Here is a 25,668-nt window from a genome sequence, read left to right on the forward strand (position 1 = left end):
ACGATGGACCAGTGGATACGATGCGGTCATGGGTCGTCGGCTGGTACCGCTCACGCTGGACAACCTCCAGGACCTGCCGCGTCGTTGCCGGTCCTGTGTCTTCTGGGAACTGGACCCGGTCAGCGGCGACGCCGCTGTGAAGGCCGGTACTCCGGCGCAGGAGAAGGAGGCGTGGATCTCCGCCGTCCTGCTGGAGTGGGGATCCTGCGGCCGAGTGGTCTACGTGGACGAGGTGCCGGTCGGCTTCGTCCTCTACGCGCCGCCGGCGTACGTGCCGCGGGCCACTGCCTTTCCGACCAGCCCGGTCTCGCCCGATGCCGTGCAGCTGATCACCGCCTGGATCATGCCGGGGTATCAGGGACAGGGGCTGGGGCGGGTCATGGTCCAGACGGTGGCCAAGGACCTGCTGCGGCGTGGATTCCGGGCGATCGAGGCGTTCGGGGACGCCCACTGGGAGGGTCCGGCCTGTCTGCTGCCGGCGGACCATCTCCTGGCGGTGGGCTTCAAGACCGTACGGCCGCATCCGGTGCATCCGCGGCTGCGGCTGGAGCTGCGCTCGACACTGTCCTGGAAGGAAGACGTGGAGCTGGCGCTGGATCGGCTGCTGGGCGCCGCGCGCAAGGAACCTGCGCTGCGGCCGCTGTGAGCGCGAGACGCGGAACGGGGCCGCCCCATGGAGGGGCGGCCCCGTTTCACGTGAAACATCGAGCGCGTCAGGCGGTCTTGACCTCGACGAACTCGGAGAGGTCGCGCAGGATGGCGGCCTTCGGCTTCGCACCGACGATGGTCTTGGCGACCTCGCCGCCCTGGTAGACGTTCAGCGTCGGGATGGACATGACGCCGTACTTGGCGGCCGTGGCCGGGTTCTCGTCGATGTTGAGCTTGACGATCTCGATCTGGTCGCCGTACTCGGAGGCGATGGCCTCGAGGGACGGCGCGATCTGGCGGCAGGGTCCGCACCAGGCGGCCCAGAAGTCCACCAGTACGGGCTTGTCGCTCCTGAGGACCTGCTCGTCGAAGTCAGCGTCGGTCACGTTCTTGAGGGTGCCGGCCACAGCGGCCTCCTTCTTCATTCCTGCGGGGTGTGGGGTGGGGCAGTGTGGGGGTCGGACCGGTCAGACCGTTGCGTGGACCTTCTCGGCGTCCGCGAGCGCCGCGAGGAAGCGCTCGGCGTCGAGGGCGGCGGAGCAGCCGGTGCCCGCAGCGGTGATGGCCTGACGGTAGGTGTGGTCCACGACGTCGCCGGCGCCGAACACGCCGGTGGCGCTGGTCCGCGTGGAGGGGGCCTCGACCTTGAGGTAACCCTCCTCGTCGAGGTCGAGCTGGCCCTTGAAGAGCTCGGTGCGCGGGTCGTGTCCGACGGCGATGAAGAGGCCGGTCACGGGCAGCTCGGAGGTCTCACCGGTCTTGGTGTTGCGCAGGGTGAGGCCGGAGAGCTTCTGGTCGCCGTGGATCTCCGCGACCTCGCTGTCCCAGGCGAACTTGATCTTCGGGTCGGCGAAGGCGCGGTCCTGCATGGCCTTCGAGGCACGCAGGCTGTCGCGGCGGTGCACGATCGTGACGGACTTGGCGAAGCGCGAGAGGAAGGTGGCCTCCTCGATCGCGGTGTCGCCGCCGCCGACGACGGCGATGTCGTGGTCCTTGAAGAAGAACCCGTCGCAGGTGGCGCACCAGGAGACACCGCGGCCGGAGAGGGCGTCCTCGTTGGGCAGGCCGAGCTTGCGGTGCTGCGAACCGGTGGTGACGATGACGGCCTTGGCGCGGTGCACGGTGCCGGCGGTGTCGGTGACGGTCTTGATCTCACCGCTGAGGTCCACGGCCACGACGTCGTCCGAGATCAGCTCGGCGCCGAAGCGCTCGGCCTGGGCACGCATGTTGTCCATGAGGTCGGGGCCCATGATGCCGTCCTGGAAGCCCGGGAAGTTCTCCACCTCGGTGGTGTTCATCAGGGCGCCACCGGCGGTGACGGCTCCTTCGAAGACCAGCGGCTTGAGCGAAGCGCGTGCGGTGTACAGGGCGGCGGTGTAACCGGCCGGCCCGGAGCCGATGATGATCACGTTTCGGACGTCGCTCACGGGTTTCTTCCTCGTCTCTGCGGACTGCGTACTGCCTACCGGGGGCCGGTGCGGACTCTCACCCCACCCAACGGATCCTACGGCGCATGCATTCCCCGCTTGGCCCACCACGGCCCTGAACGCCTCGGCTACCGCGCGTAGGTGTGCGTCAGAAGGACCTTTCCGGGGGCGTCCGAACCGCTCTGCTCGCATGCGGTGTCGACGAGGTAGGCGTCCACGCGGCCGGAGTCGGCAGGGTGCGGCAGGACGAGGAGATAGACGGGGGTGTCCTGGTAGCTGCCGCGTTCGGCGGCGAGCGGTGTGTCGAGCCGGCCGGTGGCCTGCTGGACACAGGCGGGGACGGAAGCCGCACCCCGCTTGTCCCCCGGGGCGGGGGCGGTGTTCTCCAGACCGAGGGTGTTGTTCTGCCCCTCAGGAACGTTCTTGGCGCCCTGGCCGCCCGCGATGAGCTGCCGGACGCTGTCCTGGAGTCCCTGAGCGGTGTACGTGCCCTCGCCCGAGGCAGCGGCGGACGGCCGCGCGGCGGAGTCGGACGCCTGGCCACTCGTGGCGGTCTCGTGGGTGGTCGTGCCCGAGAAGTCGCCGAACAGGAAGATGCCCAGGGCGCAGGCCGCGGCTCCGACCAGACCGGTGAGGACGGCGATCCGGCGACGCGCGCGGCGTCGCCCGGGTCCGGTTGGGCCGGTCGGGTGACCGGCGGGCGCGGTTCCACGTGAAACATCGCGGTCCGGTGTGCGGGGCCGGTCGACCGGTGCGTCCTGGACCCGCGGCTGGGTGGAGTCGAGAAGCGCCTCCGCGGCGAGGGCCGCGTCGATGCGTCCGGCGATGTCGGCGGGCATCCGGGCCGGGCCCGGGAGGGTGCCGAGGAGCGAGCGGATCTCCTCCAGGGAGGCGCGGACATCGGCGCACAGGACGCAGTCGTCGAGATGGCGTCGGATTTCGGCGGTACGGGACGGGGAGAGGAGACCTTCGGTCAGGTCGGAGATCTCCGAGACGTCCGGGTGCCGGATCGTGCCGGTCGTGCCGGACATGCCAGTGGGCGGGGTCATGATCGTCCACCTCCGCCCTTCACAGCGTCTGGGTCTGGATGCCTGGGTTCTGCCGCTGGTGGGACGGGTGGGCCCGGCGTCCGGTTCCTTCCCCGCTCGATGGCGGTGTTATCCCCGGCATTCGTGCGCAGATGAGTGAGGAGTGGCACGAGTTTCGCCCGGCCGCGCGCGCACCGGCTCTTGACGGTGCCGGTGGGCACGTCGAGGAGCCGGGCGGCCTCGGCGACGGGGTATCCCTGCATGTCGACGAGGACCAGCGCGGCCCGCTGATCGGCCGGGAGGGTGCTCAGAGCGGCCAGGAGCTGGCGATGGAGGTCCTGGCGCTCCGCAGGGGCCTCCGCCGACTCGTGGGGCTCCAGAAGGCGCTCCAGGCGGTCCGTGTCGTCGATCGGCGAGGTCCGGCGTGAGGCGGCCTTGCGGGCCCGGTCCAGGCAGGCATTGACAGTGATCCGGTGCAGCCAGGTGGTGACGGCGGAATCCCCGCGGAAGGTGTGGGCGGCCCGGTAGGCGGAGACCAGGGCGTCCTGTACGGCGTCCGCGGCCTCCTCCCGATCCCCGAGGGTCCGCAGCGCCACGGCCCACAGCCGGTCGCGGTGCCGCCGCACGAGTTCACCGAAGGCATCGGGATCACCGGCGACGTGCAGTGCGAGCAGGTCCCGGTCACTGTCTCCGCCAGTCGTTGCGTCGCGCATCACACCTCCCTTCCCGGAGGGAGCGTACGGGGCAGACGGGACGAATACGAGGGTCCGCTGTGCCGACGGCGCAGCGGACCCGGGACGTACCGATCAGGGAGTCGGCTGGTCGCCGATGCCGAGAACCTTGATCTCGTTGATGCCGCCGCGGAAGCCGTCCCCACCGCCTTCGGAGGGGAGTGCGGTGATGTGCACCAGCACGAAGCGGGTCTTGATCGGAGTCTCCACCGTGGCCTCCAGTTTCTTCCCCGCGTTGCCCAGTTTCACGAAGTCCTGGGGGAAGTCGGAGATGCCGCGCGGTGAGGAGGCCTCGGGGGCAGCGGCGCGGACCTCGACCTTGTGTCCCGCGCTGCGCATGTCCACGTCGATGCCCGTCACCTCCTGGACGCTGCCGAGGTCGACGACGATGCCACTGCCGTCGTCATAGCTGTCCAGGTTGCCGAACTTTCCTTCGTAGCCGTAGAAGATCTTGGTGACCCACGCGGTGTCGCGGTTGTTGTCGATGGCCTTGTCGGCGTCTTCGCTCTTGATCGGGTCCTTGCCGAAGACGGATGCGTTGACGATGCGCAGCTGCTTGCTCTCCGCAGGCTTCTTCTCGTCCCCGTTCGTCTTCGGGGACTCCGAGTTGTTGGTGCCGCCGCTGTCGCCCTTGACCCGGTCCAGGAGCGTGTCGGCGAGCTGCCAGCTGCCCAGGCCCAGAGCGGCGATGAGCAGGGCGGCCACACCCCACTTCAGGACGCGACCGGTGCGGCTCTGCAGCGGGTTCGGCGGTACGGCGATGGTGCGAGTGGCCTGCGCGCCGGGGTGAGTCGGCGGACGGCCGTAGCTGCCCTGCTGGTAGGTGGTGTGCTGGTACTCGGGCGGGGCGGTGAAGGCGGGCTCCGGCGGCCGGATGCGGGGCATCGCGGCCACGGCCTTGGCCAGCTCGTCAGGAGTGGTGCAGGCGGGCTCCTGGCGGGAGGCGGTGGCCCCGTCGTTGGCGAGTGCGCGCATGGCGAGTTCGCCCAGGCCGCGGTGGACACCGGCGCGTACCTGGTCGGGGGCGATCAGGCCGACGCCCTTGGGCAGGCCCGTGAGGCCGTACGCGTCGCTCTCGTACGGCCAGCGTTGGGTGAGGGCGGCGTACAGCAGGGCGCCGATGGCCTCGGTGTCGGCCCGCTGCGGGGTCTCGCTGGTGATGCCGCGCAGGGCGGCGTTCACGGCGAGGCCGCGGATGCGGTACTGGCCCGTGGACGTGCGCAGTATCGCGCTGGGAGTCAGCCGCAGATGGGCGAGACCCTCACGGTGCGCGGCGGCCATCGCCTGGGAGACCTGGCTGACGAGCTGGTAGGCCTCGTGGGCCTCCAGGGGGCCGACGGCGAGGAGGGCGGTGAGTTCGGTGGCATCGGGCAGCCACTCGTGGACGACGTAGACGAGGTCGTTCTCCTCCACGGCGTCCAGGACTTGGACGAACCGTGGGTCGCCGAGCAGGGCGGAGGACCGTGCGGCGGCCAGGACGGAGCGAGCGCGCGCGTGGTCGGCGGGCATCAGGTGCACACCCACGGCCCGGCGCAGTTTCTCGTCCATCGCGCGCCAACTGCTGAATCCGTCCACACGGGTGACGCACTCTTCCAGCCGATAGCGTCTGGCGAGCTTGTGTCCGCTGTGCAGTTCGGGTGCGGCCGCAGGGGCCGGGTTGGTGCGTTCGCCGTCCTTGTCGGGCATGGGTCCGTCCGCGGCTCGTCCGTTCTGGGTGTCCACCCCGTCGGACGTGGCCTGTGCCGCCTGAGCGGTCAGCGGCTCATTGCCGCTGTTGTCGGCCACGTCGACGGCAGCCGTGCTACGTTCCGCCACCGTCGTTCCCGCCTCCCCATTCGTTGCGCGCTGTCGGCCAGTCTGCGAAGCCATGCCAATTGTGCCCACAGTCCGACGCTAAGCACGACACACGAAAGGGGGCGACGGTTGTGCGCATCAGCGCCCCAAACGTCCGCGGACCATTCCGACCATCGCGTTGAGCTCTTCGACCCGCATCCGCTTGGCGGCGATGAGGAACACCGCGGCCAGAGCGATCCCGCCGGCGACGAGGGCCGCGGCGGAGCCCGTGACTCCGCTGCCCAGCCACTGGGTGACCCCGTAGGCGGCCGCGCCGGCCACGGCGGCGGCCGGGACGCAGGCACCGGTGAGACGGGCGTAGGTGCGCATCACGTGCGCCCCGTCGAGGTCGCCACCGAGCCGGGCACGCAGCCGGCGCCAGGCGACGCCGACACCGACGGCGTAACCGAGGCCGTAGGCCGCGGCCATGCCGACCACCGCCCACCGGGCGGGGAGCACGAAGAACGAGAGCGTGGAGACGGCCGCGTTGACGGCGGCGACGATCACGGTGTTGTAGAAGGGCGTGCGGGTGTCCTCGTAGGCGTAGAAGCCACGCAGGACCACGTACTGGATGGAGTACGGGATCAGGCCGAGGCCGAACGCCATCAGGATGTAGCCGATGTTCTGGGCGCCCGAGCCCGAGCCGGCGTAGAGCAGGGTGGCCATCGGGACGCCGAGGGCGAGGAACGCGAAGGCGCAGGGCACGATCGCGACCGCCGAGGTGCGCAGCCCGTAGGAGATGTCGTCGCGGACCGCGGCGGCGTCGCCGTCGTGCGCGGAGCGGGAGATGCGGGGCAGTACGGCCGTCATGACGGAGACGGTGATGATGGCCTGCGGCATCTGCCACAGCAGCAGCGCGTAGTTGTAGGCGGTGATGCCGGTACCGGGGTGGCCCTGCTTCTCGGCCACGGACCCGGCCCAGGTGGCGAGCTGGGTGACGACCACGAGGCCGACCTGGTTGGCGAGGACGAAGAAGAACGTCCACTTGGCCAGGCGGGCGGCCTTGCCGAGGCCGTGGCCGCGCCAGTCGAAGCGCAGGCGCGGCTTGAAGCCCGCGTCGCGCAGGTACGGCAGCATGGCGAGAGCCTGGACGGTGAGGCCGAGCAGGGTGCCCAGGCCCAGCAGGCGCACGCCCTCGGCGGTGACGGTGGTGGCGTTGACACCGGAGGTGGTGAAGCCGCCGAAGGCCCAGATGAACGCGCCGAAGGTGGCGATGACCACGATGTTGTTGAGGACCGGGGTCCACATCATCGCGCCGAAGCGACCACGGGCGTTGAGGATCTGACCCAGGACCACGTGGATGCCCATGAAGAACATGGTGGGCAGGCAGTAGCGGGCGAAGGCGACCGCGACGTCCATCTGCTGGGGGTCGGAGGCGATCTTCGGCGACATCATCGTGATGAACACCGGTGCGGCCAGGACGCAGATGGTGGTGATGCCCGCCAACAGCACCACGACGAGGGTGAGCAGTCGGTTGGCGTACGCCTGCCCGCCGTCGCTGTCGTTCTTCATGGCCCGGACCAGCTGCGGGATGAAGACGGCGTTCAGGGCGCCGCCACCGACCAGCACGTAGATCATCGTGGGCAGGGTGTTGGCGATCTGGTACGTGTCGTTGAAGGTGCCGACACCGATGGCACCGGCGATGACCAGGGTCCGCAGGAAGCCGGTGATGCGGGAGACGATCGTGCCCGCGGCCATCAGCGCGCTGGACTTCAGCAGGCTGGAGGCCCGCCCGGCGGGCTTGCTCGGCGCCGGTGCGGCGACGGGCGCCTCCTCGGCGGGGGTGCGGGGCGCCGCCTCCTGGTCCCGGTACAGGTGGGCGAAGGCGTCCGGTTCGAGCTGCTCGTCCGAGGCGTTGGTGACGAGGGAGTCCACGCCGACGAACTGGGTGGTGGTGGCGTGGTCGCCGTACGGCAGGTGGCGCGAGGGCCCGTCCGGCTCGGGCGGCGGGGTCTGGGCCCAGACGTGCGGGTCGGGAGAGTACGAGGGCGCGCTCGGCGCGGCGTAGAGCGGGCCGGGCTCCTGGTAGGTGCCCGGCGGCGGCGGCGGGTGCGAGGCCCGGTCGTAGAGCACCTCGGCGACGGGGTCCTGGGCCGACAGGTCCTGGGACCGGTACGGGTCGTGGTCGTAGGCATCCTGGACATACGGGTCACGCTCCGGCGCGGGCGCAGGCGCGGGAACCTGCCCGGGCACCGGGGTGCCCGGGGCAGTGCCCTGGGAGGGCGCAGGCCCACCAGTGCCCTGCGCGCGGTCACCGTCGTACGGCGCGTTCATCGAAACCCCACCTCATCGTCCCCAGGCCGACCGGCCACGGCGTCAATCAACGGTCCACTGTCTCACTCGTGCCGGACCCCTCGGTGCTTTGCGCTCCGGTGTCCGGGGACTCGTCACTCGGCTGCGTGGTCTCCTCGGCGGCCACGCGTGCTGCGACGCGCTTGCGACTGGCGTACATCTTGATGCCTGCCAGGACCAGGAGGAGCACACCGCCGGCGATGACGAGCATCACGGTGGGCGTGATCTCGGTCGCCTCGACGGTGAACTTGCGTTCCTTGCCGTAGGGGACGCCGTCCTTGGTGAACAGCTGCGCCGTGACCTCGACGGGGCCGCTCGCCGTGGCGTTGGCGGTGAACTTGACCGTCTGTGTGTGGTCGCCCTGCACGGTGACCTGCTGTTCGGCCTCGCCCTTGTCGCCGAACATCAAGCGGGTCGGGTTGGCGGACTTCACGCGCAGGACGAGGTCGTGGACGTCCTGGACCAGGCTGTTCTGCACGCTGACCGGGATGGTGGCGCTGTGCCCGGACAGGGTGGCGTCGGACTTGGGGATGACCTTGACCTTCTCGGTGAGACCGATCAGGTAGTCCTGAACCTCGTCCCGGTAGAGGCGGGCCTCGTCGGGGCGGCCGCGCCAGGACGTGGACATCTCCCGGTTGGTGGTGTTGCCGAAGGGGATCTCCACGCGGTCGGGCGCGGCGAGGATCACCTTGAAGCGGTCGAGGGTGTTCTGCGTGGTGCGGATCTTCTCGAAGGCCGACACCGGCAGCTCCTGCTTGCGCAGGGCCTCGGGGTACTGGCCGGCGCCCGGCACCTGGGTGGTGGCTCCGGGGTCGGGCTTGGCGGCGGCCGCGGCCTCGAGGTCCCCCGGCTGGGTCCAGCGGCCCGCCTGGAGGCCGCGTACGGCTGCGGCCATCGACTGGACCTGGCTGACGCTGGGCGTTCGCTGCGGGGCGACGACGAAGCTGCGCGGCTCGTCGGTCCCCTGCAGGTTCAGGGCGAGGCTGTGGGCGAGGAACCGCTGCACGGCGAGCGTGGAGGTCCCGGCGTTCAGCATGTCGCCCTCGAAGGCGGTGGACAGGTCGGCGTCGGCGACGACGGCGGTGGTGCCGGCGCCGATGGGCCGGGCGGCCGAGGGGGTGTAGCCGAGGGCTCCGCTCTCCACGAGGCTGTCACTGCGGGTGAGGACGTTGTGGGCGCCGGCCGAGGTGGCGACGTTCACGATCGAGGGATCGATGGCGCCGTCCACGGGCCACGAGAAGTCGGTGGACGCGGGGACGTGCAGGACCGTCTCGACGGCCTGCTTCGCCTTGTCGGTCGCGGGGCGCAGCTGGCCCAGGGTGCCCGAGACGTCCTTGCCGTGGTGGGCGAGGGAGGCGAGGTCCGGGTCGGCGAACGGCAGGGCGACGACCTTCTTGCCCTGGACGGCCGTCTCCAAGGAACTCAGCCACTGCTCGGCGATGGCCTTGCTCTTGCCCTGGACGGGCTTGCCGCCCGGGCTGCGGACCCGGTAGCCCTTGGTCATCGCGTCGACCGTGTAGAGCAGATCGGGGTCGATGACCCAGGTGATCGGCAGGTCCTTGCCGAGGGCGACCATCTGCTCCAGGCGCCCGCCCGGCCTGAGCTCATCGGCGAGGGAGTCGTCGAGGAAGACGGGGGTCTGGAGCTCGTCGGAGCCGGTCTCCGCCGTCACGCGGGTGGTGGAGATCAGCGGCCAGGCGTAGGTGAGCTGAGAGCGCTTGGCGGCGGCCTCCGGCTGCCAGGGCAGGAAGGTCCGCTTGATGCCCATCACCTGCTCGGACGGCCGGCTGTCGGTCACCCCGGACAGGGAGACGCCGAGCGGGTAGACGCCGTCCTTGTCCAGCTCCAGCTTGTTCACCGGGATGGTGAGCGTGAACTCCTGGCTGACCTTCGACGGCAGGGAGTCGATCTTCACCGCGTAGGCCGGGTCGATCTCGCCCGGGTCGGCGCCGGCCCGGAAGCCGGTGCGCTCCGCCGCCTCGTCGATGGACGAGCGATCCGCGAGCGCGGGCCCGACCCGCAGGCCCACATGCGCACCGGTGATCTTCTCGGGACCGGTGTTGAGCACGGTGCCCTTGATGGTCAGGGTGTCGCCCTTGACCGGTGCCGTGGGGGCCATGGAAGTCAGCTGGACGTCCACGGACGAGGCCTGAGCGGCCTCGGCCCGGGGGGCCGGCGAGTAGATCAGGGCAGCCAGCACGGGCGTCCCGGCGAGCAGGACGATCGCCCGCCGCAGCCACCTACGCGGGGCAGGAGCGGGGGACGCCCCCTGGTTTTCTGCCGCCTCGGCCACGCGCTAGCCCGTCCCTCGAAGTGTCAGTGGTCGTCTTTTGTGCGTCCACGCATGGTAACGAGGCCCGCTGTGTGCGAGTGCCGCGCCTTGCTCCACATGATCGGCTCAGGGGCCCGGTGGCCGTGTATCGGGGTGGCCGCAAAACGGGGCGGCCCCTGGGGGGCCGGGCACGTACCCTTTTCAGTTGTGCCGAACGCCAACGAAGACAACCCCAGTGCCCTGAGTCAGGTGCAGCGCCGCGCGGTCAGTGAACTGCTGCGGGTCGCTCCTGTCGCCGACGAGCTCGGCCGCCGTTTCCAGGAGGCGGGCTTCCGCCTCGCCCTGGTCGGTGGGTCCGTCCGCGACGCGCTGCTGGGGCGTCTCGGCAACGATCTCGACTTCACCACCGATGCCCGCCCCGAGGACGTTCTGAAGATCGTCCGGCCGTGGGCGGACTCGGTGTGGGACGTCGGTATCGCTTTCGGCACCGTCGGGGCACAGAAGAACGCCCGCTCCGGGGACGCCGTACGGAATTTCCAGATCGAGGTGACGACGTACCGCTCGGAGGCCTACGACCGTACGTCCCGCAAGCCCGAGGTCTCCTACGGCGACTCGATCGACGAGGACCTCGTCCGGCGTGACTTCACGGTCAACGCCATGGCCCTGGCCCTGCCCGAGCAGGAGTTCATCGACCCGCACGGCGGTCTGGAGGACCTGGCCGCCGGCGTGCTGCGCACGCCCGGCACCCCGGAGGAATCCTTCTCCGACGACCCGCTGCGGATGCTGCGGGCGGCACGGTTCGCCGCGCAGCTGGACTTCGAGGTCGCCCCTGAGGTCGTCGCGGCCATGAAGGCGATGTCCGAGCGGATCGAGATCGTTTCCGCGGAGCGGATCCAGGGTGAGCTGAACAAGCTGATCCTGTCCGCCCACCCGCGCAAGGGTCTGGGACTGCTGGTGGACACGGGACTGGCCGACCGGGTGCTCCCCGAGCTGCCCGCGCTGCGGCTGGAGAGTGATGAGCACCACCGGCACAAGGACGTCTACGACCACTCGCTGATCGTGCTGGAGCAGGCGATCGCGCTGGAGGAGGACGGCCCGGACCTGGTCCTGCGGCTCGCGGCCCTGCTGCACGACATTGGCAAGCCCCGCACCCGCCGGTTCGAGAGCGACGGCCGGGTCTCCTTCCACCACCACGAGGTGGTGGGCGCGAAGATGACCAAGAAGCGGCTCACCGCTCTGAAGTACTCCAACGACATGATCAAGGACGTGTCCCGGCTGGTGGAGCTGCACCTGCGCTTCCACGGCTACGGCGACGGGGAGTGGACCGACTCCGCGGTCCGGCGCTACGTCCGCGACGCAGGTCCGCTGCTGGAGCGTCTGCACAAGCTGACCCGGTCCGACTGCACCACGCGTAACAAGCGCAAGGCCAATGCCCTCTCCCGGACCTACGACGGGCTGGAGGAGCGCATCGCGCAGCTGCAGGAGCAGGAGGAGTTGGACGCGATCCGGCCCGATCTGGACGGCAACGAGATCATGCAGGTGCTCGACGTGAGCCCCGGTCCGGTGATCGGCAAAGCCTATGCCTTCCTGCTGGAGCTGCGGCTGGAGAACGGCCCGATGGGCCGTGACGCCGCTGTCGCCGCGCTGAAGGAGTGGTGGGCCGCGCAGGCCTGACGTACGAAGCGAAGGGGTCGATGTTTCACGTGAAACATCGACCCCTTCGCTTCGTCAGCGCTGATGTTTCACGTGAAACGTCGTTCGCCCCGGGCCAGGAGCACGGCGGTCGCGGCGTAGAGGGCGGAGACGATGAGGATCAGGGCCACGGACCGGCCGTCGGCGGGGAGCATCAGGGAGGCCACCGCCGCCGCGCCGACGAACGCGACGTTGAAGAGCACGTCGTAGACGGAGAAGACGCGGCCGCGGTAGTCGTCGTCCACCTGGGACTGCACTTCGGTATCGGTGGCGATCTTGGCGCCCTGGGTGGCGAGGCCGAGCACGAAGGCGGCGGCCAGCATCGGTTCCGGGGCGAAGAACAGACCGAGGGCCGGTACCAGGACCGCGGCGCTCGCAGAGCAGGCGGTGATCCAGCCGAGCGGGCCCAGCCGGCCCACCAGCCAGGGGGTCACCACGGCGGCGGCGAAGAATCCGGCGCCGGAGGCGCCGACGGCGATGCCCAGCAGGGCCAGCCCGTCGGCTTCGTTGTCCGACCAGGCGTAGCGGCAGAGCATCAGCAGCATCACGAACAGGGCCCCGTAGCAGAACCGCATCATGGTCATCGCGACGAGCGCCCGGGCGGCCTCGCGCCGGGAGGCGAGGTGGCGCAGGCCCTCGGCCATCCCCCGCACCGTGAGGGCGACCCCTTCGGTGACCGAGGGATGGATCCGGCCGGCGGGGTGGTCCGGCCCGAGGAGGTCGATGGCCAGCTGCATGGAGACGAGGGCCGCGGACAGGTAGAGCCCGGCGCCCAGGAGCACCACGAGGGCGTTGGAGTCGGAGGCCAGCAGCCGGACGAGGAAGGCCAGCCCGCCGCCCGCCACCGCCGCGAGGGTTCCGGCGGTGGGGGAGAGAGCGTTCGCGGTGACCAGCTGGTCGGGTCCGACGACATGGGGTAGCGAGGCGGCGAGCCCGGACAGCACGAAGCGGTTGACGGCGGTCACGGACAGGGCCGAGGCGTAGAACAGCCAGTCGGGTACCTGCGCGACGATCAGCATTCCGGTGACGCAGGCGAGGAAGGCCCGCAGGAGGTTGCCGTAGAGGAAGACCTGGCGGCGCCGCCAGCGGTCGAGCAGCACCCCGGCGAAGGGACCGATCGCCGAATACGGCAGCAGCAGTACCGCCATGGCGGAGGCGATGGCCGCCGGGGAGGTCTGCTTCTCCGGGGAGAAGATGACGTAGGTGGCGAGTGCGACCTGGTAGACGCCGTCCGCGGCTTGGGAGAGCAGCCGTACGGCGAGCAGGTTGCGGAAATCCCTCAGGCGCAGGAGTACGCGCAGATCACGTACGACAGGCATGAGGGCAAGGGTCACATACGCGGAGGGTCCCCGGGCAATGTGCCCGGGGACCCTCCGCGGAAGAACTGCCGAAGTCCAGGTGTCGTGACGACCCTTGGGTTCGGTTAGCGCTCGACCTCGCCCTTGATGAACTTCTCGACGTTGGCCAGGGCCTCGTCGTCGAAGTACTGCACCGGCGGGGACTTCATGAAGTAGCTGGACGCCGACAGGATCGGGCCGCCGATACCGCGGTCCTTGGCGATCTTCGCGGCGCGCAGGGCGTCGATGATGACACCGGCCGAGTTCGGGGAGTCCCACACCTCGAGCTTGTACTCGAGGTTCAGCGGGACGTCGCCGAAGGCGCGGCCCTCGAGGCGGACGTAGGCCCACTTGCGGTCGTCGAGCCACGCGACGTAGTCGGACGGGCCGATGTGGACGTTCTTCTCGCCGAGCTCACGGTCGGGGATCTGCGAGGTGACGGCCTGCGTCTTGGAGATCTTCTTCGACTCGAGGCGGTCGCGCTCGAGCATGTTCTTGAAGTCCATGTTGCCGCCGACGTTGAGCTGCATGGTGCGCTCGAGACGGACACCGCGGTCTTCGAACAGCTTCGCCATCACGCGGTGCGTGATGGTGGCGCCGACCTGCGACTTGATGTCGTCGCCGACGATCGGGACACCGGCCTCGGTGAACTTGTCGGCCCACTCCTTGGTGCCGGCGATGAAGACCGGGAGGGCGTTGACGAAGGCGACCTTGGCGTCGATGGCGCACTGGGCGTAGAACTTCGCCGCGGCCTCGGAACCGACGGGCAGGTAGCAGATCAGGACGTCGACCTGGCGGTCCTTGAGGACCTGGACCACGTCGACCGGAGCCTCGGCGGACTCCTCGATCGTCATGCGGTAGTACTTGCCCAGGCCGTCGTAGGTGTGGCCGCGCTGGACGGTCACACCGGCGTTCGGGACGTCGCAGATCTTGATGGTGTTGTTCTCGCTGGCGCCGATGGCGTCCGAAAGGTCGAGGCCGACCTTCTTCGCGTCGACGTCGAACGCGGCGACGAACTCGATGTCACTCACGTGGTAGTCGCCGAACTGGACGTGCATCAGACCGGGGACCTTGGCCGCCGGGTCGGCGTCCTTGTAGTACTCGACGCCCTGCACCAGCGAGGCGGCGCAGTTGCCTACGCCGACGATGGCTACGCGAACCGAACCCATTCCGGTTGCTCCCTGTTTGTTCTCGGACGAGGTCTGCGAGATGCAGGCCTCATTTTTCAGTTTCGTCGGACGGACCGGATCGTCTGCGATCCCGTCCCGCCCGCTCACTCTCGATGAGCTCGTTCAGCCAGCGCACTTCGCGCTCCACGGACTCCATGCCGTGCCGCTGCAGCTCGAGCGTGTAGTCGTCGAGGCGCTCCCGCGTCCGGGCGATCGAGGCGCGCATCTTCTCCAGCCGCTCTTCCAGCCGGCTGCGGCGGCCCTCCAGCACCCGCATGCGGACGTCTCGTTCGGTCTGGCCGAAGAAGGCGAAGCGAGCGGCGAAGGACTCGTCCTCCCAGGTGTCTGGACCCGTGTGGGAGAGCAACTCCTCGAAATGCTCCTTACCCGCGGCCGTCAACCGGTAGACGATCTTGGCGCGGCGCCCTGCGAGTGAAGCGGCGAGCGCGTCCTCCGGGGCGTTGCCCGGCTCCTCGATCAACCAGCCGTTGGCGACCAGCGTCTTGAGGCAGGGGTAGAGCGTCCCGTAGCTGAAGGCTCTGAACACCCCCAGCGAGGTATTGAGCCGCTTGCGCAGCTCATAGCCGTGCATGGGGGATTCGCGAAGCAGGCCGAGGACGGCGAACTCGAGGATGCCTGAGCGTCTGCTCATCCGCCTGCCTCTCCTCCGCCCCTGAGTCTTTATACCGAGCTGATGTATCGGCTCGATACATCCAGACGATAGAACGGGGCGCTCTGATCGACAAGTGGAGACGTAGTGACCGGTGTCACATCACCAATTCGCACCAGGCAGGTTGCCTGATTTGGGGTGAACTTCGGCACTGGGCGCGTTTTGAGCGTGCGTAGTCTGTGCGCCAGGACACCGGGGGGGACCGGAACTAATCTGCCGCTTCCAGGCCACTCGCCTGCCCGAGGAGTAGTCGTTCGATGAGCGAGCACCGTCGCAAACCGCCGCAGCCCGAGGGCGGTGGGCGCGCCTCAGCCCGCCGCGCCGCCCAGCCGCGCCCTGGAAGGGGCGCGGCCGAACGTGACGTCCCCACGGCGTCACACAGCGGCTCGTACGCACCGCAGCCCTCGGGCAGCCGTGCCGAGGCCCGCCGGTCCGCCCAGAGAGGCAGCGGCCGCGGGAGAGGAACCGGCACCGCCACGCGCGGCACCGGGCGTCCGGACAAGCGGCTCATCAACTACCCGCGGTCGGACAGGGACGGCTGGAAGCGCTTCGTGCCGTCCTGGAAGTTCGTCGCCGGCACGGCGCTGGGCTTCTTCGCCGTCATCACGGCCGGTGCCGGCATCGGCATCGCCATGGTGAGCACGCCGGACCCGAACAAGGCGGCGCAGGCGCAGAACAACGTCTTCTACTGGGCCGACGGCAGCCAGATGGTGGCGACGGGCGGTTCGATGAACCGGCAGATCGTGCCCATCTCCAGCATCCCCCGGTCGATGAGGGACGCCGTGATCGCGGCCGAGAACGAGTCCTTCGAGACCGACAAGGGCGTGGACCCGATGGGTGTCGCCCGCGCCGTGTACAACATGGCCACGGGCGGCTCCACCCAGGGCGGCTCGACCATCACCCAGCAGTACGTGAAGAACACCTACCTGGACTCGGACCAGACGCTCAAGCGGAAGGCCACCGAGCTCTTCATCGCGATAAGGCTGGGTGTCTCCGAGGAGAAGGACAAGGTCCTCGCGGGCTACCTGAACACCGCCTACTACGGCCGCGACGCCTACGGGATCCAGGCCGCTGCCCGCGCCTACTTCGGCAAGGACAGCCAGAACCTGAACCCTTCCGAGTGCGCCTTCCTCGCCGCCGTGCTGAAGGGCCCCAACCTCTACAACCCCGACGGTGGCATCGGCGCCGCCGCCACCCCCGCCCTCAACGAGAAGCGGGCCCGCGAGCGCTGGTCCTGGGTGCTGGACCGCGAGGTCGAGGTCGGCCGGATGGACAAGGCCGAGCGGGCCAAGTTCACGGACGCGGACTTCCCGCCGCGTGTGGAGTCGGAGCAGGCCCGCGGCATGACCGGCCAGATCGGCTACCTGGTCGACACGGCCAAGGCCTACGTGATGAAGACCAAGAGCATCACCCCGGAACAGATGGCCCTGGGCGGCTACCGGATCAAGACCACTTTCCAGAAGCCGAGGGTGGACGCCCTGGTCAAGGCGGTCGAGGACACCCGCAACGGGTTCATCGACGAGAAGGGCCGCCCCGAGACGGACACCTTCGTGCAGTTCGGCTCGGCCTCCGTGGACGTGAAGACCGGGGCCCTCGTCGCCCTGTACGGCGGCCCGGGCTGGGATCACAAGTACTTCAGCAACAACGCCAACACCAGCGGTGTCCCGGTCGGCTCGACCTGGAAGCCGTACGTGCTGGCGGCGGCCATGGAGTACGGCACCCAGAACTCCAAGGGCAAGGGCATCTCGGCCGACAGCAAGTACATGGCCAACGACCTCACCGTGATCAACAACCGTGAGGGGAGGCCCCTGCGCGACGCGTCGGGCGCGCCGTTCAAGCAGAAGAACGAGAGCCCCACCCCCTTCGGGTACGTGACCCTCAACGAGGCGATGGAGAAGTCCATCAACGTCCCGTTCGCCCAGCTCGTCTTCGACGTCGGCCACGACAAGGTCAAGGCCGTGGCCAAGTCCACGGGCATCCTGGAGGAGTCGATCAACCCGAACACCGACGCCTCCTTCGCCCTCGGTACCTCCACCCCGAGCGCCATCCGCATGGCCGACTCGTACGCGACCTTCGCCGCCTCCGGCACGCACCGCGAGCCGTTCTCCGTGACCGAGGTCTGGAAGAACGGCGAGAAGCTGTCCGGCTTCGAGGCCCCCAAGGACCAGCGGGCCATGGACAGCGCGGTCGCCGACAACATCACCAAGGTGCTGGAGAACGTCGTCGAGAACGGCACCGGCAAGAAGGTCAAGAAGCTGGGCCGGCCCGCCGCGGGCAAGACCGGAACCACGGACGAGAACAAGTCGGCGTGGTTCGTCGGCTACACCCCGGAGCTGTCGACCTCGGTGGTCCTCTTCCGTACCGACCCCAACTCGCCGGACAAGAAGCTGATCTCCATGAAGGGTGTGGGTGACATCCCCTCCCTCCACGGTGGTGACATCCCGGCCGAGATCTGGACCGAGTACATGGGCGAAGCGCTCAAGGGCCAACCGGTCAAGCAGTTCCCGGAGGCCGAGGACATCGGCGTGACCGCCGACTCCGCCGGCGCCCCCTCCCCCACGCCCTCGGCCGTGCTCTCGCCGTCCCCCTCCCCGTCGACCTCTCCGTCGACCTCTCCGTCGCCGTCCCCGTCCCCGTCGAAGGGCGGCCGGCCCTCCTGCCCGCCGTGGAAGCTGTACTGCGACCCGGACACCACGCGCGGGACCACCAACGGAGGTACGGACAGCGGCACCACGTCCGGCAATACGTCCGGCACCAGCTCCGGGGTGATCGGCGGACCCAGCGGATCGCCGACGCCGACCGGCAAACCGGGCCGCCCGGGCGGCATCACCGGCGGGTTCGACGACGCCGGCTCCTAGTGACCCGTAGCGCCGCTCTCTGAGCGCAGAAAGCCCGTCCACCCACCGTGCGACGGCCTTCTCCCATGTCCGGTCCCGTACGGCAGGATGACCCCCATGACCAAGGTGCACGAGGACAGCCCCGTACTGCCCACGCGGCAGGACGAGGTCGCCGCAGCCGGCAGCGAGCTCATCGGCGGCCCGCTCGGCCGCTACGCCCGCCTCGGCGGGCACTGGCTGGGGCCGGTCCGGGTCGTGGCGCTCATCGCCATCGGCATGTTCGCGCTCGGCATGGTCCAGAAGCTGCCCTGCTACGACTGGGCGTGGTTCCGGGGGGCGGGCTCGCAGTACACGCACGCCTGCTACTCCGACATCCCGCACCTGTACGCGGTGCGCGGCTTCGCCGACAACCTGACGCCCTACTTCGACCGGCTCCCCGGCGACATGGAGTACCTGGAGTACCCGGTGCTCACCGGGCTCTTCATGGAGATCGCCTCCTGGCTGACCCCCGGCAGCGGCTCCACGCAGCACCGCGAACAGATGTACTGGATGGTCAACGCGGGCATGCTGATGGCCTGCGCGGCCGTCATTGCCGTGTGCGTCGCCCGCACCCACCGCCGCCGTCCCTGGGACGCCCTGCTCTTCGCCCTGGCGCCCGCCCTCGCCCTGACGGCGACGATCAACTGGGACCTGCTGGCCATCGCCCTGACCGCCGCCGGGATGCTCATGTGGTCCCGCGGCCGGACGGTCCTCTTCGGCGTCCTCATCGGCCTGGCCACCGCGGCCAAGCTCTACCCGGTACTGCTGCTCGGCGCGCTGTTCGTGCTCTGCTGGCGGGCCGGGAAGTGGCGCGCCTTCGGCGCCGCGGTACTCGGCGCGGCCGGAGCCTGGCTCGTGGTCAACCTGCCGGTCATGCTGTTCGCCTGGGACGGCTGGAAGAAGTTCTACACCTTCAGCCAGGAACGGCCCATCGACTTCGGCTCGGTGTGGCTGCTGATCTCCCAGCGCTCGGGCAACTCGCTGGACGGCGCCAACACGTACGCGACCGGCCTGACGCTCCTGCTCTGCGGGGCCGTCGGACTGCTCACCCTGACCGCCCCGCGCCGGCCCCGCTTCGCCCAGCTGGCCTTCCTCGTCGTCGCCGCGTTCATCCTGTGCAACAAGGTCTACTCGCCGCAATACGTGCTGTGGCTGATCCCGCTCGCCGCACTGGCCCGGCCGCGCTGGCGGGACTTCCTGATCTGGCAGGCCGGCGAGGTCGTCTACTTCCTCGGGATCTGGTTCTACCTCGCCTACACCTCCAGCGCGGACAAGCACCAGGGCCTGCCCGTGGAGGGGTACCAGCTGGCGATCACCGCCCACCTGCTGACGACCCTGTACCTGTGCGCGGTCATCGTCCGGGACATCCTGATGCCCGAGCGGGACGTCGTACGGCGGGACGGCTCGGACGACCCCTCCGGCGGCGTCCTGGACGGCGCGGAGGACGTGTTCGTGCTGTCGGACGCGGCGAGGGCGCCGCAGAACGCGACGCCCTCGGAGGGACAGCGGGTCGCCTGGGGCGCGAGCCCCCAGGACTGACCGGTCGGACTCAGGCGTCGAGCACCCGGTCGAACTGGGTGGTGGTGTGCCGCAGGTGCGCCACCAGCTCGTCGCCGACCTTCGGCTCGCTCGCGTCCGAGGGCACGAACAGGATCGACACCTGCATGTGCGGCGGCTCCGCGAACCAGCGCTGCTTGCCTGCCCACACGAAGGGCGAAAGGTTCCGGTTGACCGTCGCCAGACCCGCCCGGGCGACGCCCTTGGCGCGCGGCATCACACCGTGGAGCGCCTTGGGAGCCTCCAGGCCCACCCCGTGCGAGGTGCCACCGGCGACCACGACCAGCCAGCCGTCGGAGGCGGCCTTCTGCTGGCGGTAGCCGAACCGGTCGCCCTTGGCCACGCGCGTGACGTCGAGGACCGCGCCGCGGTACTCGGTGGCCTCGTGGTCGCCCAGCCACAGCCGGGTGCCGATGCGGGCCCGGAAGCGGGTCTGCGGGAACTGCTGCTGCAGCCGCGCGAGCTCCGCGGCCCGCAGGTGGCTGACGAACATGGTGTGCAGCGGCAGCCGGGCCGCGCGCAGCCGGTCCATCCAGCCGATGACCTCCTCGACGGCGTCCGAGCCGTCGGGGCGGTCCAGGGGCAGGTGCAGCGCGAAGCCCTCCAGCCGGACGTCCTCGATCGCGGCGTGCAGCTGGCCGAGGTCCTGCTCGGAGATGCCGTGACGGCGCATCGAGCTCATGCACTCGATGACCACCCTGGCTCCGACCAGACCGCGCACCCCGTCCAGGGACGCGACCGAACGGATGACCCGGTCCGGCAGCGGCACCGGGTCCTCGCCCCGCCGGAACGGGGTGAGGACGAGCAGGTCGCCGCCGAACCAGTCCTTGATGCTGGAGGCCTCGTACGTCGTTCCCACGGCCAGGATGTCGGCGCCCATGCGGGTCGCCTCCTCGCAGAGCCGCTCGTGACCGAAGCCGTATCCGTTGCCCTTGCAGACCGGGATCAGCCCGGGGAACTGGTCCTGGATCTGCTTCTGGTGCGCACGCCAGCGCGCGGTGTCGACGTAGAGCGTGAGCGCCATGCCCGTCCGGAACCTCTCCTGAGAAGCTGCGTGGTGCAGCGGTGCTGTGTGTGCGTGTGGGGTGGGGCCGGTCAGCGGCGCGACATGTAGATGTCGAGGGCCTTGTGCAGCACCTTGTTGAGCGGGAAGTCCCACTCACCGACGTACTCCACGGCCTCGCCGCCCGTACCGACCTTGAACTGGATCAGACCGAACAAGTGGTCGTTCTCGTCCAGCGTGTCAGAGATGCCGCGCAGGTCGTAGACGCTTGCGCCGAGCGCGTACGAGTCGCGCAGCATGCGCCACTGCATCGCGTTCGAGGGGCGGACCTCGCGCTTGTGGTTGGCAGAGGCGCCGTACGAGTACCAGACGTGCTGGCCGACGGTGAGCATCGTGGCGGCGGCCAGCGGCTCTCCCTCGTGCGTGGCGATGTAGAGCCGCATCCGGTTGGGGTCCTCGGAGTTGAGGGCCGTCCACTGGCGCTGGAAGTAGCTGAGCGGACGCGGGCGGAACTTGTCGCGCTCGGCCGTGATCTCGTACAGGTGCTGCCAGGTCGGCAGGTCGTCGTAGCCGCCCTGGACGACCTCGACACCGGCCTTCTCGGCCTTCTTGATGTTGCGGCGCCACAGCTGGTTGAAGCCCTTGAGGACATCGTCCAGCGAGCGGTTGGCCAGCGGTACCTGGAAGACGTAGCGCGGCTGGACGTCACCGAAGCCGGCGCCACCGTCCTCGGCCTGCTGCCAGCCCATGCGGCGCAGCTTGTCCGACACCTCGAAGGCGCGGGGCTCGATGACCGAGGCCTCCACGTCGCGCAGGCGCTTCACGTTCGGGTCCTGGATACCGGCCTTGATGGCGGTCGAGTTCCAGCGGCGGATGACGACGGGCGGGCCCATCTTCACGGTGAAGGCGCCCTGGTGCTTGAGGTGGGCCAGCATCGGCTGGAGCCATTCCTCCAGGTTCGGGGCGTACCAGTTGATGACCGGGCCCTCGGGGAGGTACGCGAGGTACCGCTTCACCTTGGGCAGCTGCCGGTACAACACGAGGGCCGCTCCGACGAGTTCGTCGGACTCGTTGAACCATCCGAGGTTCTCGGAACGCCACTCGTTCTTCACGTCGGCCCACGCCGGGACCTGGCAGTGGCTAGCCGAGGGCAGGCTCTGGAGGTAACCCAGATGCTGCTCTCGGCTGATGGTCCTCAGGGACAGGCTCATGCGGGGCGTCTCCTCCGGCGGCTTCGCTGGCTATGGCGCGAAGCCTACTGCGACAGGGGCGCCACCCTTCTGGGGGACGGGCCGGGGGTCCGGGCCGGTGCGTGGCCGGCGCCCTGCCGAGGAGGTGTCCCGGCCGGCCCGCTCAGCCCCCGAAGAGGCCGCCGTGGAACATGCCCAGGTAGAAGCCGATGGCAGACGCGCCAAGGCCGATGATCAGCGCGAAGCGCTCGCGTGTCGTGACGGAGACGAACTGTCCGTACGCGCCGGTCAGGATTCCGATCAGCCCGGCCCACGAGCTGATCAGGTGAAGGTTGTGGAAGAAGGCCGTGACGAACGCCACGGCGCCGAGGGTCAGAGTGACCGCCATCAGGGTGTCCTGCAGCGGGTGGGGCTTGCCGTCGGTGGAGAGGAGCGAGATCTGAGGGGGCCGCATTGCCTGTGCCATCGGAAGGGCACCTCCTGGCTGAAGCTGGCGGTGCTGCGGGCTGCCTCCGGCAGGGGGCCGAGGGCATAGCACCGAGCACACCCGATGGATACAGATTGTGGCCCTCTCTCGGCGGATTTCAACCGGAAGGACGCGACCAGGTAGTCTGTACAGCTGCGCGGTGTCTGCTCTACGGACACCGTGCTCACGCATCACGACCCTCCTGCCACGGAACGACCGTGGCCGCTGAGTCCAAAGGAGGTGGGTTCCACATGCGTCACTACGAAGTGATGGTCATCCTCGACCCCGATCTCGAGGAGCGCGCTGTCTCCCCGTTGATCGAGAACTTCCTCTCCGTCGTCCGTGAGGGCAACGGAAAGGTCGAGAAGGTCGACACCTGGGGCCGTCGTCGTCTCGCTTACGAGATCAAGAAGAAGCCCGAGGGCATCTACTCGGTCATCGACCTTCAGGCCGAGCCTGCGGTCGTCAAGGAGCTTGACCGACAGATGAACCTGAACGAGTCGGTTCTCCGGACCAAGGTCCTTCGCCCCGAGACCCACTGAACTTCGGTTCAGCGGTAATCGGGATCGAGTAGCACAGCAGCCCAGCAGCAATCCCCGCCGAGAGGTTCATCCATGGCAGGCGAGACCGTCATCACGGTCGTCGGCAATCTCGTCGACGACCCCGAGCTGCGCTTCACCCCCTCGGGTGCGGCGGTCGCGAAGTTCCGTGTCGCGTCCACCCCCCGCACCTTCGACCGTCAGACCAATGAGTGGAAGGACGGCGAGAGCCTGTTCCTGACCTGCTCGGTGTGGCGGCAGGCGGCGGAGAACGTCGCCGAGTCCCTCACGCGAGGCATGCGCGTCATCGTGCAGGGCCGGCTGAGGCAGCGGTCGTACGAGGACCGTGAGGGTGTCAAGCGCACGGTCTACGAGCTGGACGTCGAGGAAGTCGGCCCCAGCCTGAAGAACGCCACGGCCAAGGTCGCCAAGACCACCGGTCGCGGTGGCCAGGGTGGATACGGCGGCGGCGGTCAGCAGCAGGGCGGCGGCGGTGGCAACTGGGGCGGAGCCCCCGGTGGCCAGCCGCAGCAGGGCGGCGGAGCTCCCTCCGACGACCCGTGGGCGTCCAGCGCGCCGGCCGGTGGTGGCCAGCAGCAGGGCGGCGGCGGGGGCGGTTGGGGCGGAAGCTCCGGCGGCTCCGGCGGTGGCTACTCGGACGAGCCGCCCTTCTAGGGCAGCTCGCATCCCCACTTCTTGATCACACAGGAGAGACACAATGGCGAAGCCGCCTGTGCGCAAGCCTAAGAAGAAGGTCTGCGCTTTCTGCAAGGACAAGACCGTGTACGTGGACTACAAGGACACGAACATGCTGCGGAAGTTCATTTCCGACCGCGGCAAGATCCGTGCCCGCCGCGTTACCGGCAACTGCACGCAGCACCAGCGTGACGTCGCCACGGCCGTCAAGAACAGCCGTGAGATGGCGCTGCTGCCCTACACGTCCACCGCACGATAAGGAAAGGGTGACCGACTAATGAAGATCATCCTGACCCACGAGGTTTCTGGCCTCGGTGCCGCCGGCGATGTCGTCGACGTCAAGGACGGTTACGCTCGCAACTACCTGGTCCCGCGTGGTTTCGCGATCCGCTGGACCAAGGGTGGCGAGAAGGACGTGGCGCAGATCCGCCGCGCCCGCAAGATCCACGAGATCGCGACCATCGAGCAGGCCAACGAGGTCAAGGCCAAGCTCGAGGGTGTGAAGGTCCGTCTGGCCACCCGCGCGGGTGACGCCGGTCGTCTCTTCGGTTCCGTGACCCCGGCCGACATCGCCACGGCGATCGAGTCCTCGGGTGGCCCGAAGGTCGACAAGCGCCGCGTCGAGCTCGGCTCCCCGATCAAGACCCTCGGTTCGTACCAGGTCTCCGTGCGTCTGCACGCCGACGTGGCCGCGAACGTGGGCATCGAGGTCGTCGCCGCCTAAGGGCTGCGCATGAAGGGCCGTACCCCTTTGGGGGTGCGGCCCTTCGTCGTTGTCGGGCGGGGTTTCACGTGAAACACCGCCCGCTCGGCCCCGGACGTTTCACGTGAAACACGACCGGGGCCGGACGGCACACCCCTCAGCGGGTGGCCCCCGCGATCAGCCATCGGCCAGAGCCGGCGCGCAGCCGGAGCGTGATCATCCGGACCACCATCATCAGCGTCATGGCCCACCAGAGCGCCGTCAGGCCGCCTCCGAGGATGGGTACGAGCAGTGCCGCCGGGGCGAAGGCAGCCAGGGTCAGGAGCATGGCCCGGGCCAGGTAGCGGCCGTCTCCGGCGCCCATCAGGACCCCGTCGAGCACGAAGACGATGCCGGACACGGGTTGGGAGAGGGCCACGACCAGCAGGGCCGGCAGCAGGGCCGCCTCGACGGCCGGATCACTGGTGAACAGCGGGATGAACACCGGGCGGGCCAGGACGACCAGCAGTCCGAGTACGACGCCCGAGGCGATCCCCCACTGCACCATGCGGCGGCAGACGGCCTTGGCACCGTCGGTGTCGCCCGCGCCCAGGTAGCGGCCGATGATCGCCTGTCCGGCGATCGCTATGGCGTCCAGGGCGAAGGCGAGCAGGCTCCACAGGGAGAGCAGGATCTGGTGGGCGGCGAGATCGGCGTCACCGAGCCGTGCGGCCACGGCGGTGGCGATCATCAGGATCGCGCGCAGCGACAGGGTGCGGACCAGCAGCGGGGCGCCCGCCTGGGCGCAGGCCCGGATGCCTGCGGGGTCGGGGCGCAGTGAGGCACCGTGGCGCCGGGCGCCGCGGACGACCACGACGAGGTAGGCGGCGGCCATGGCGCACTGGGCGATGACCGTGCCCCAGGCGGAGCCGGCGATGCCGAGGCCCGCACCGTAGACCAGGGCGACGTTCAGGCCCGCGTTGAGGGCGAAGCCGCCGATGGCGACGTAGAGCGGCGTACGGGTGTCCTGGAGGCCGCGGATGACCCCCGTGGCGGCCAGGACCATGAGCATGGCCGGGATACCGAGGGCGGAGATCCGTAGATAGGTGATCGCGTACGGGGCGACGGTGTCGGAGGCGCCGAAGAGCGAGACCAGCGAGGGGGTCGCGGGCAGCACCACGGCGACGACGGCCGCGCCCAGCAGGAGGGCGAGCCAGATGCCGTCGATCCCCTGCCGGATGGCCGCCTGGAGGTCTCCTGCGCCGACGCGGCGGGAGACGGCCGCGGTGGTGGCGTAGGCGAGGAAGACGAAGACGCTCACGGCGGTGGTGAGGACCGCTGCGGCGATGCCGAGGCCGGCCAACTGGGGGGTGCCGAGGTGTCCCACGATGGCGCTGTCGGCCATCACGAAGAGGGGCTCGGCGACGAGTGCGCCGAAGGCAGGGAGAGCGAGTGCGAAGATCTCTCGGTCATGCCGTCCCGGCCCTGCCTTGGGTGCTGCGAGAGCCTGTGTCATGCGCTCAATCTAATCTTCCACAGGTAATGGATGCAACCGCCTTT

Annotated in this window: 22 protein-coding genes; 8 read left to right on the forward strand and 14 right to left on the reverse strand. The window is 69.4% G+C overall.

Going from position 1 to position 25,668, the window contains the following annotated elements; genetic code table 11:
* The first annotated feature begins 28 nt into the window (after positions 1-28).
* The gene (locus AB8A24_RS01600) at positions 29-646 is read left to right on the forward strand and encodes a GNAT family N-acetyltransferase (protein WP_328962560.1); all 618 of its coding nucleotides are present in this window, start codon (positions 29-31) and stop codon (positions 644-646) included.
* 67 nt (positions 647-713) lie between these two features.
* Here AB8A24_RS01600 and trxA read toward each other — a convergent pair whose 3' ends face one another.
* The 7 genes from trxA to AB8A24_RS01635 form a co-directional block, all read right to left on the reverse strand.
* Entirely contained in the window at positions 714-1,055 is a 342-nt protein-coding gene (gene trxA, locus AB8A24_RS01605; protein WP_030713943.1) for a thioredoxin, read from the reverse strand.
* A 60-nt stretch (positions 1,056-1,115) separates the two neighbouring features.
* Complete coding sequence (gene trxB, locus AB8A24_RS01610; RefSeq protein ID WP_369474347.1) at positions 1,116-2,075, reverse strand: thioredoxin-disulfide reductase; 960 nt, start codon at positions 2,073-2,075, stop codon at positions 1,116-1,118.
* 128 nt (positions 2,076-2,203) lie between these two features.
* The gene (locus tag AB8A24_RS01615; protein WP_369474348.1) at positions 2,204-3,124 is read right to left on the reverse strand and encodes a hypothetical protein; all 921 of its coding nucleotides are present in this window, start codon (positions 3,122-3,124) and stop codon (positions 2,204-2,206) included.
* Positions 3,121-3,816 (reverse strand): RNA polymerase sigma factor SigM, encoded by a 696-nt coding sequence (sigM, locus tag AB8A24_RS01620; protein WP_328962562.1) that lies wholly within the window; start codon positions 3,814-3,816, stop codon positions 3,121-3,123. The genes AB8A24_RS01615 and sigM overlap by 4 nt, the downstream gene beginning before the upstream one ends.
* 93 nt (positions 3,817-3,909) lie before the next feature.
* On the reverse strand, positions 3,910-5,649 hold the full coding sequence (locus AB8A24_RS01625) for a protein kinase family protein (RefSeq protein WP_328962563.1): 1,740 nt from the start codon (positions 5,647-5,649) through the stop codon (positions 3,910-3,912).
* 117 nt (positions 5,650-5,766) lie between these two features.
* Positions 5,767-7,941, reverse strand: a complete 2,175-nt coding sequence (murJ, locus tag AB8A24_RS01630) for a murein biosynthesis integral membrane protein MurJ (RefSeq protein WP_369474350.1) — start codon at positions 7,939-7,941, stop codon at positions 5,767-5,769.
* A gap of 46 nt (positions 7,942-7,987) precedes the next feature.
* Positions 7,988-10,252, reverse strand: coding sequence for a DUF6049 family protein (locus AB8A24_RS01635; protein WP_328962565.1), 2,265 nt, complete (start codon positions 10,250-10,252; stop codon positions 7,988-7,990).
* Between the two features lie 186 nt (positions 10,253-10,438).
* On the opposite strand from AB8A24_RS01635, the gene AB8A24_RS01640 reads away from it, so the two are divergent.
* A complete protein-coding gene (locus tag AB8A24_RS01640) occupies positions 10,439-11,905 on the forward strand; it encodes a CCA tRNA nucleotidyltransferase (RefSeq protein WP_369474352.1) in 1,467 nt (488 codons plus the stop codon).
* Positions 11,906-11,973: 68 nt separating this feature from the next.
* Here the strand turns inward: AB8A24_RS01640 and AB8A24_RS01645 are convergent, their stop codons facing one another.
* From AB8A24_RS01645 to AB8A24_RS01655, 3 genes are all read right to left on the reverse strand, one after another.
* Positions 11,974-13,242 (reverse strand): MFS transporter, encoded by a 1,269-nt coding sequence (locus tag AB8A24_RS01645; protein ID WP_328962567.1) that lies wholly within the window; start codon positions 13,240-13,242, stop codon positions 11,974-11,976.
* A 104-nt stretch (positions 13,243-13,346) separates the two neighbouring features.
* Positions 13,347-14,429, reverse strand: coding sequence for an inositol-3-phosphate synthase (locus AB8A24_RS01650; RefSeq protein ID WP_328962568.1), 1,083 nt, complete (start codon positions 14,427-14,429; stop codon positions 13,347-13,349).
* 49 nt (positions 14,430-14,478) lie between these two features.
* Positions 14,479-15,081 (reverse strand): PadR family transcriptional regulator, encoded by a 603-nt coding sequence (locus AB8A24_RS01655; RefSeq protein ID WP_030008393.1) that lies wholly within the window; start codon positions 15,079-15,081, stop codon positions 14,479-14,481.
* A 275-nt stretch (positions 15,082-15,356) separates the two neighbouring features.
* On the opposite strand from AB8A24_RS01655, the gene AB8A24_RS01660 reads away from it, so the two are divergent.
* Complete coding sequence (locus AB8A24_RS01660; protein ID WP_328962569.1) at positions 15,357-17,957, forward strand: transglycosylase domain-containing protein; 2,601 nt, start codon at positions 15,357-15,359, stop codon at positions 17,955-17,957.
* A gap of 96 nt (positions 17,958-18,053) precedes the next feature.
* Positions 18,054-19,514, forward strand: coding sequence for a glycosyltransferase family 87 protein (locus tag AB8A24_RS01665; protein ID WP_369474355.1), 1,461 nt, complete (start codon positions 18,054-18,056; stop codon positions 19,512-19,514).
* Between the two features lie 10 nt (positions 19,515-19,524).
* On the opposite strand, the gene AB8A24_RS01670 is transcribed toward AB8A24_RS01665, so the two are convergent.
* From AB8A24_RS01670 to AB8A24_RS01680, 3 genes are all read right to left on the reverse strand, one after another.
* Entirely contained in the window at positions 19,525-20,556 is a 1,032-nt protein-coding gene (locus tag AB8A24_RS01670) for an alanine racemase (RefSeq protein WP_328962571.1), read from the reverse strand.
* A gap of 71 nt (positions 20,557-20,627) precedes the next feature.
* The gene (locus tag AB8A24_RS01675) at positions 20,628-21,746 is read right to left on the reverse strand and encodes a peptidoglycan bridge formation glycyltransferase FemA/FemB family protein (protein WP_030713907.1); all 1,119 of its coding nucleotides are present in this window, start codon (positions 21,744-21,746) and stop codon (positions 20,628-20,630) included.
* 142 nt (positions 21,747-21,888) lie between these two features.
* On the reverse strand, positions 21,889-22,191 hold the full coding sequence (locus AB8A24_RS01680; RefSeq protein WP_030008388.1) for a hypothetical protein: 303 nt from the start codon (positions 22,189-22,191) through the stop codon (positions 21,889-21,891).
* Between the two features lie 251 nt (positions 22,192-22,442).
* Between AB8A24_RS01680 and rpsF the strand changes: the two genes are divergently transcribed.
* The 4 genes from rpsF to rplI all read left to right on the forward strand — a co-directional run bounded on the left by rpsF (position 22,443) and on the right by rplI (position 24,150).
* A complete protein-coding gene (rpsF, locus tag AB8A24_RS01685; protein WP_004950685.1) occupies positions 22,443-22,733 on the forward strand; it encodes a 30S ribosomal protein S6 in 291 nt (96 codons plus the stop codon).
* 72 nt (positions 22,734-22,805) lie between these two features.
* Positions 22,806-23,405 carry a single-stranded DNA-binding protein gene (locus AB8A24_RS01690; RefSeq protein ID WP_328962572.1) on the forward strand — a complete coding sequence of 200 codons (600 nt, stop codon included), beginning with the start codon at positions 22,806-22,808 and terminating at the stop codon, positions 23,403-23,405.
* 43 nt (positions 23,406-23,448) lie between these two features.
* Positions 23,449-23,685, forward strand: coding sequence for a 30S ribosomal protein S18 (gene rpsR, locus AB8A24_RS01695; RefSeq protein WP_003956534.1), 237 nt, complete (start codon positions 23,449-23,451; stop codon positions 23,683-23,685).
* An 18-nt stretch (positions 23,686-23,703) separates the two neighbouring features.
* Complete coding sequence (rplI, locus tag AB8A24_RS01700) at positions 23,704-24,150, forward strand: 50S ribosomal protein L9 (RefSeq protein WP_030008386.1); 447 nt, start codon at positions 23,704-23,706, stop codon at positions 24,148-24,150.
* 136 nt (positions 24,151-24,286) lie between these two features.
* On the opposite strand, the gene AB8A24_RS01705 is transcribed toward rplI, so the two are convergent.
* Entirely contained in the window at positions 24,287-25,624 is a 1,338-nt protein-coding gene (locus tag AB8A24_RS01705; protein ID WP_369474359.1) for an MATE family efflux transporter, read from the reverse strand.
* Positions 25,625-25,668: the final 44 nt, after the last annotated feature.

The sequence above is a fragment of the Streptomyces sp. BF23-19 genome (genome assembly GCF_041106355.1).
GTDB classification, from domain to species: domain Bacteria; phylum Actinomycetota; class Actinomycetes; order Streptomycetales; family Streptomycetaceae; genus Streptomyces; species Streptomyces virginiae_A.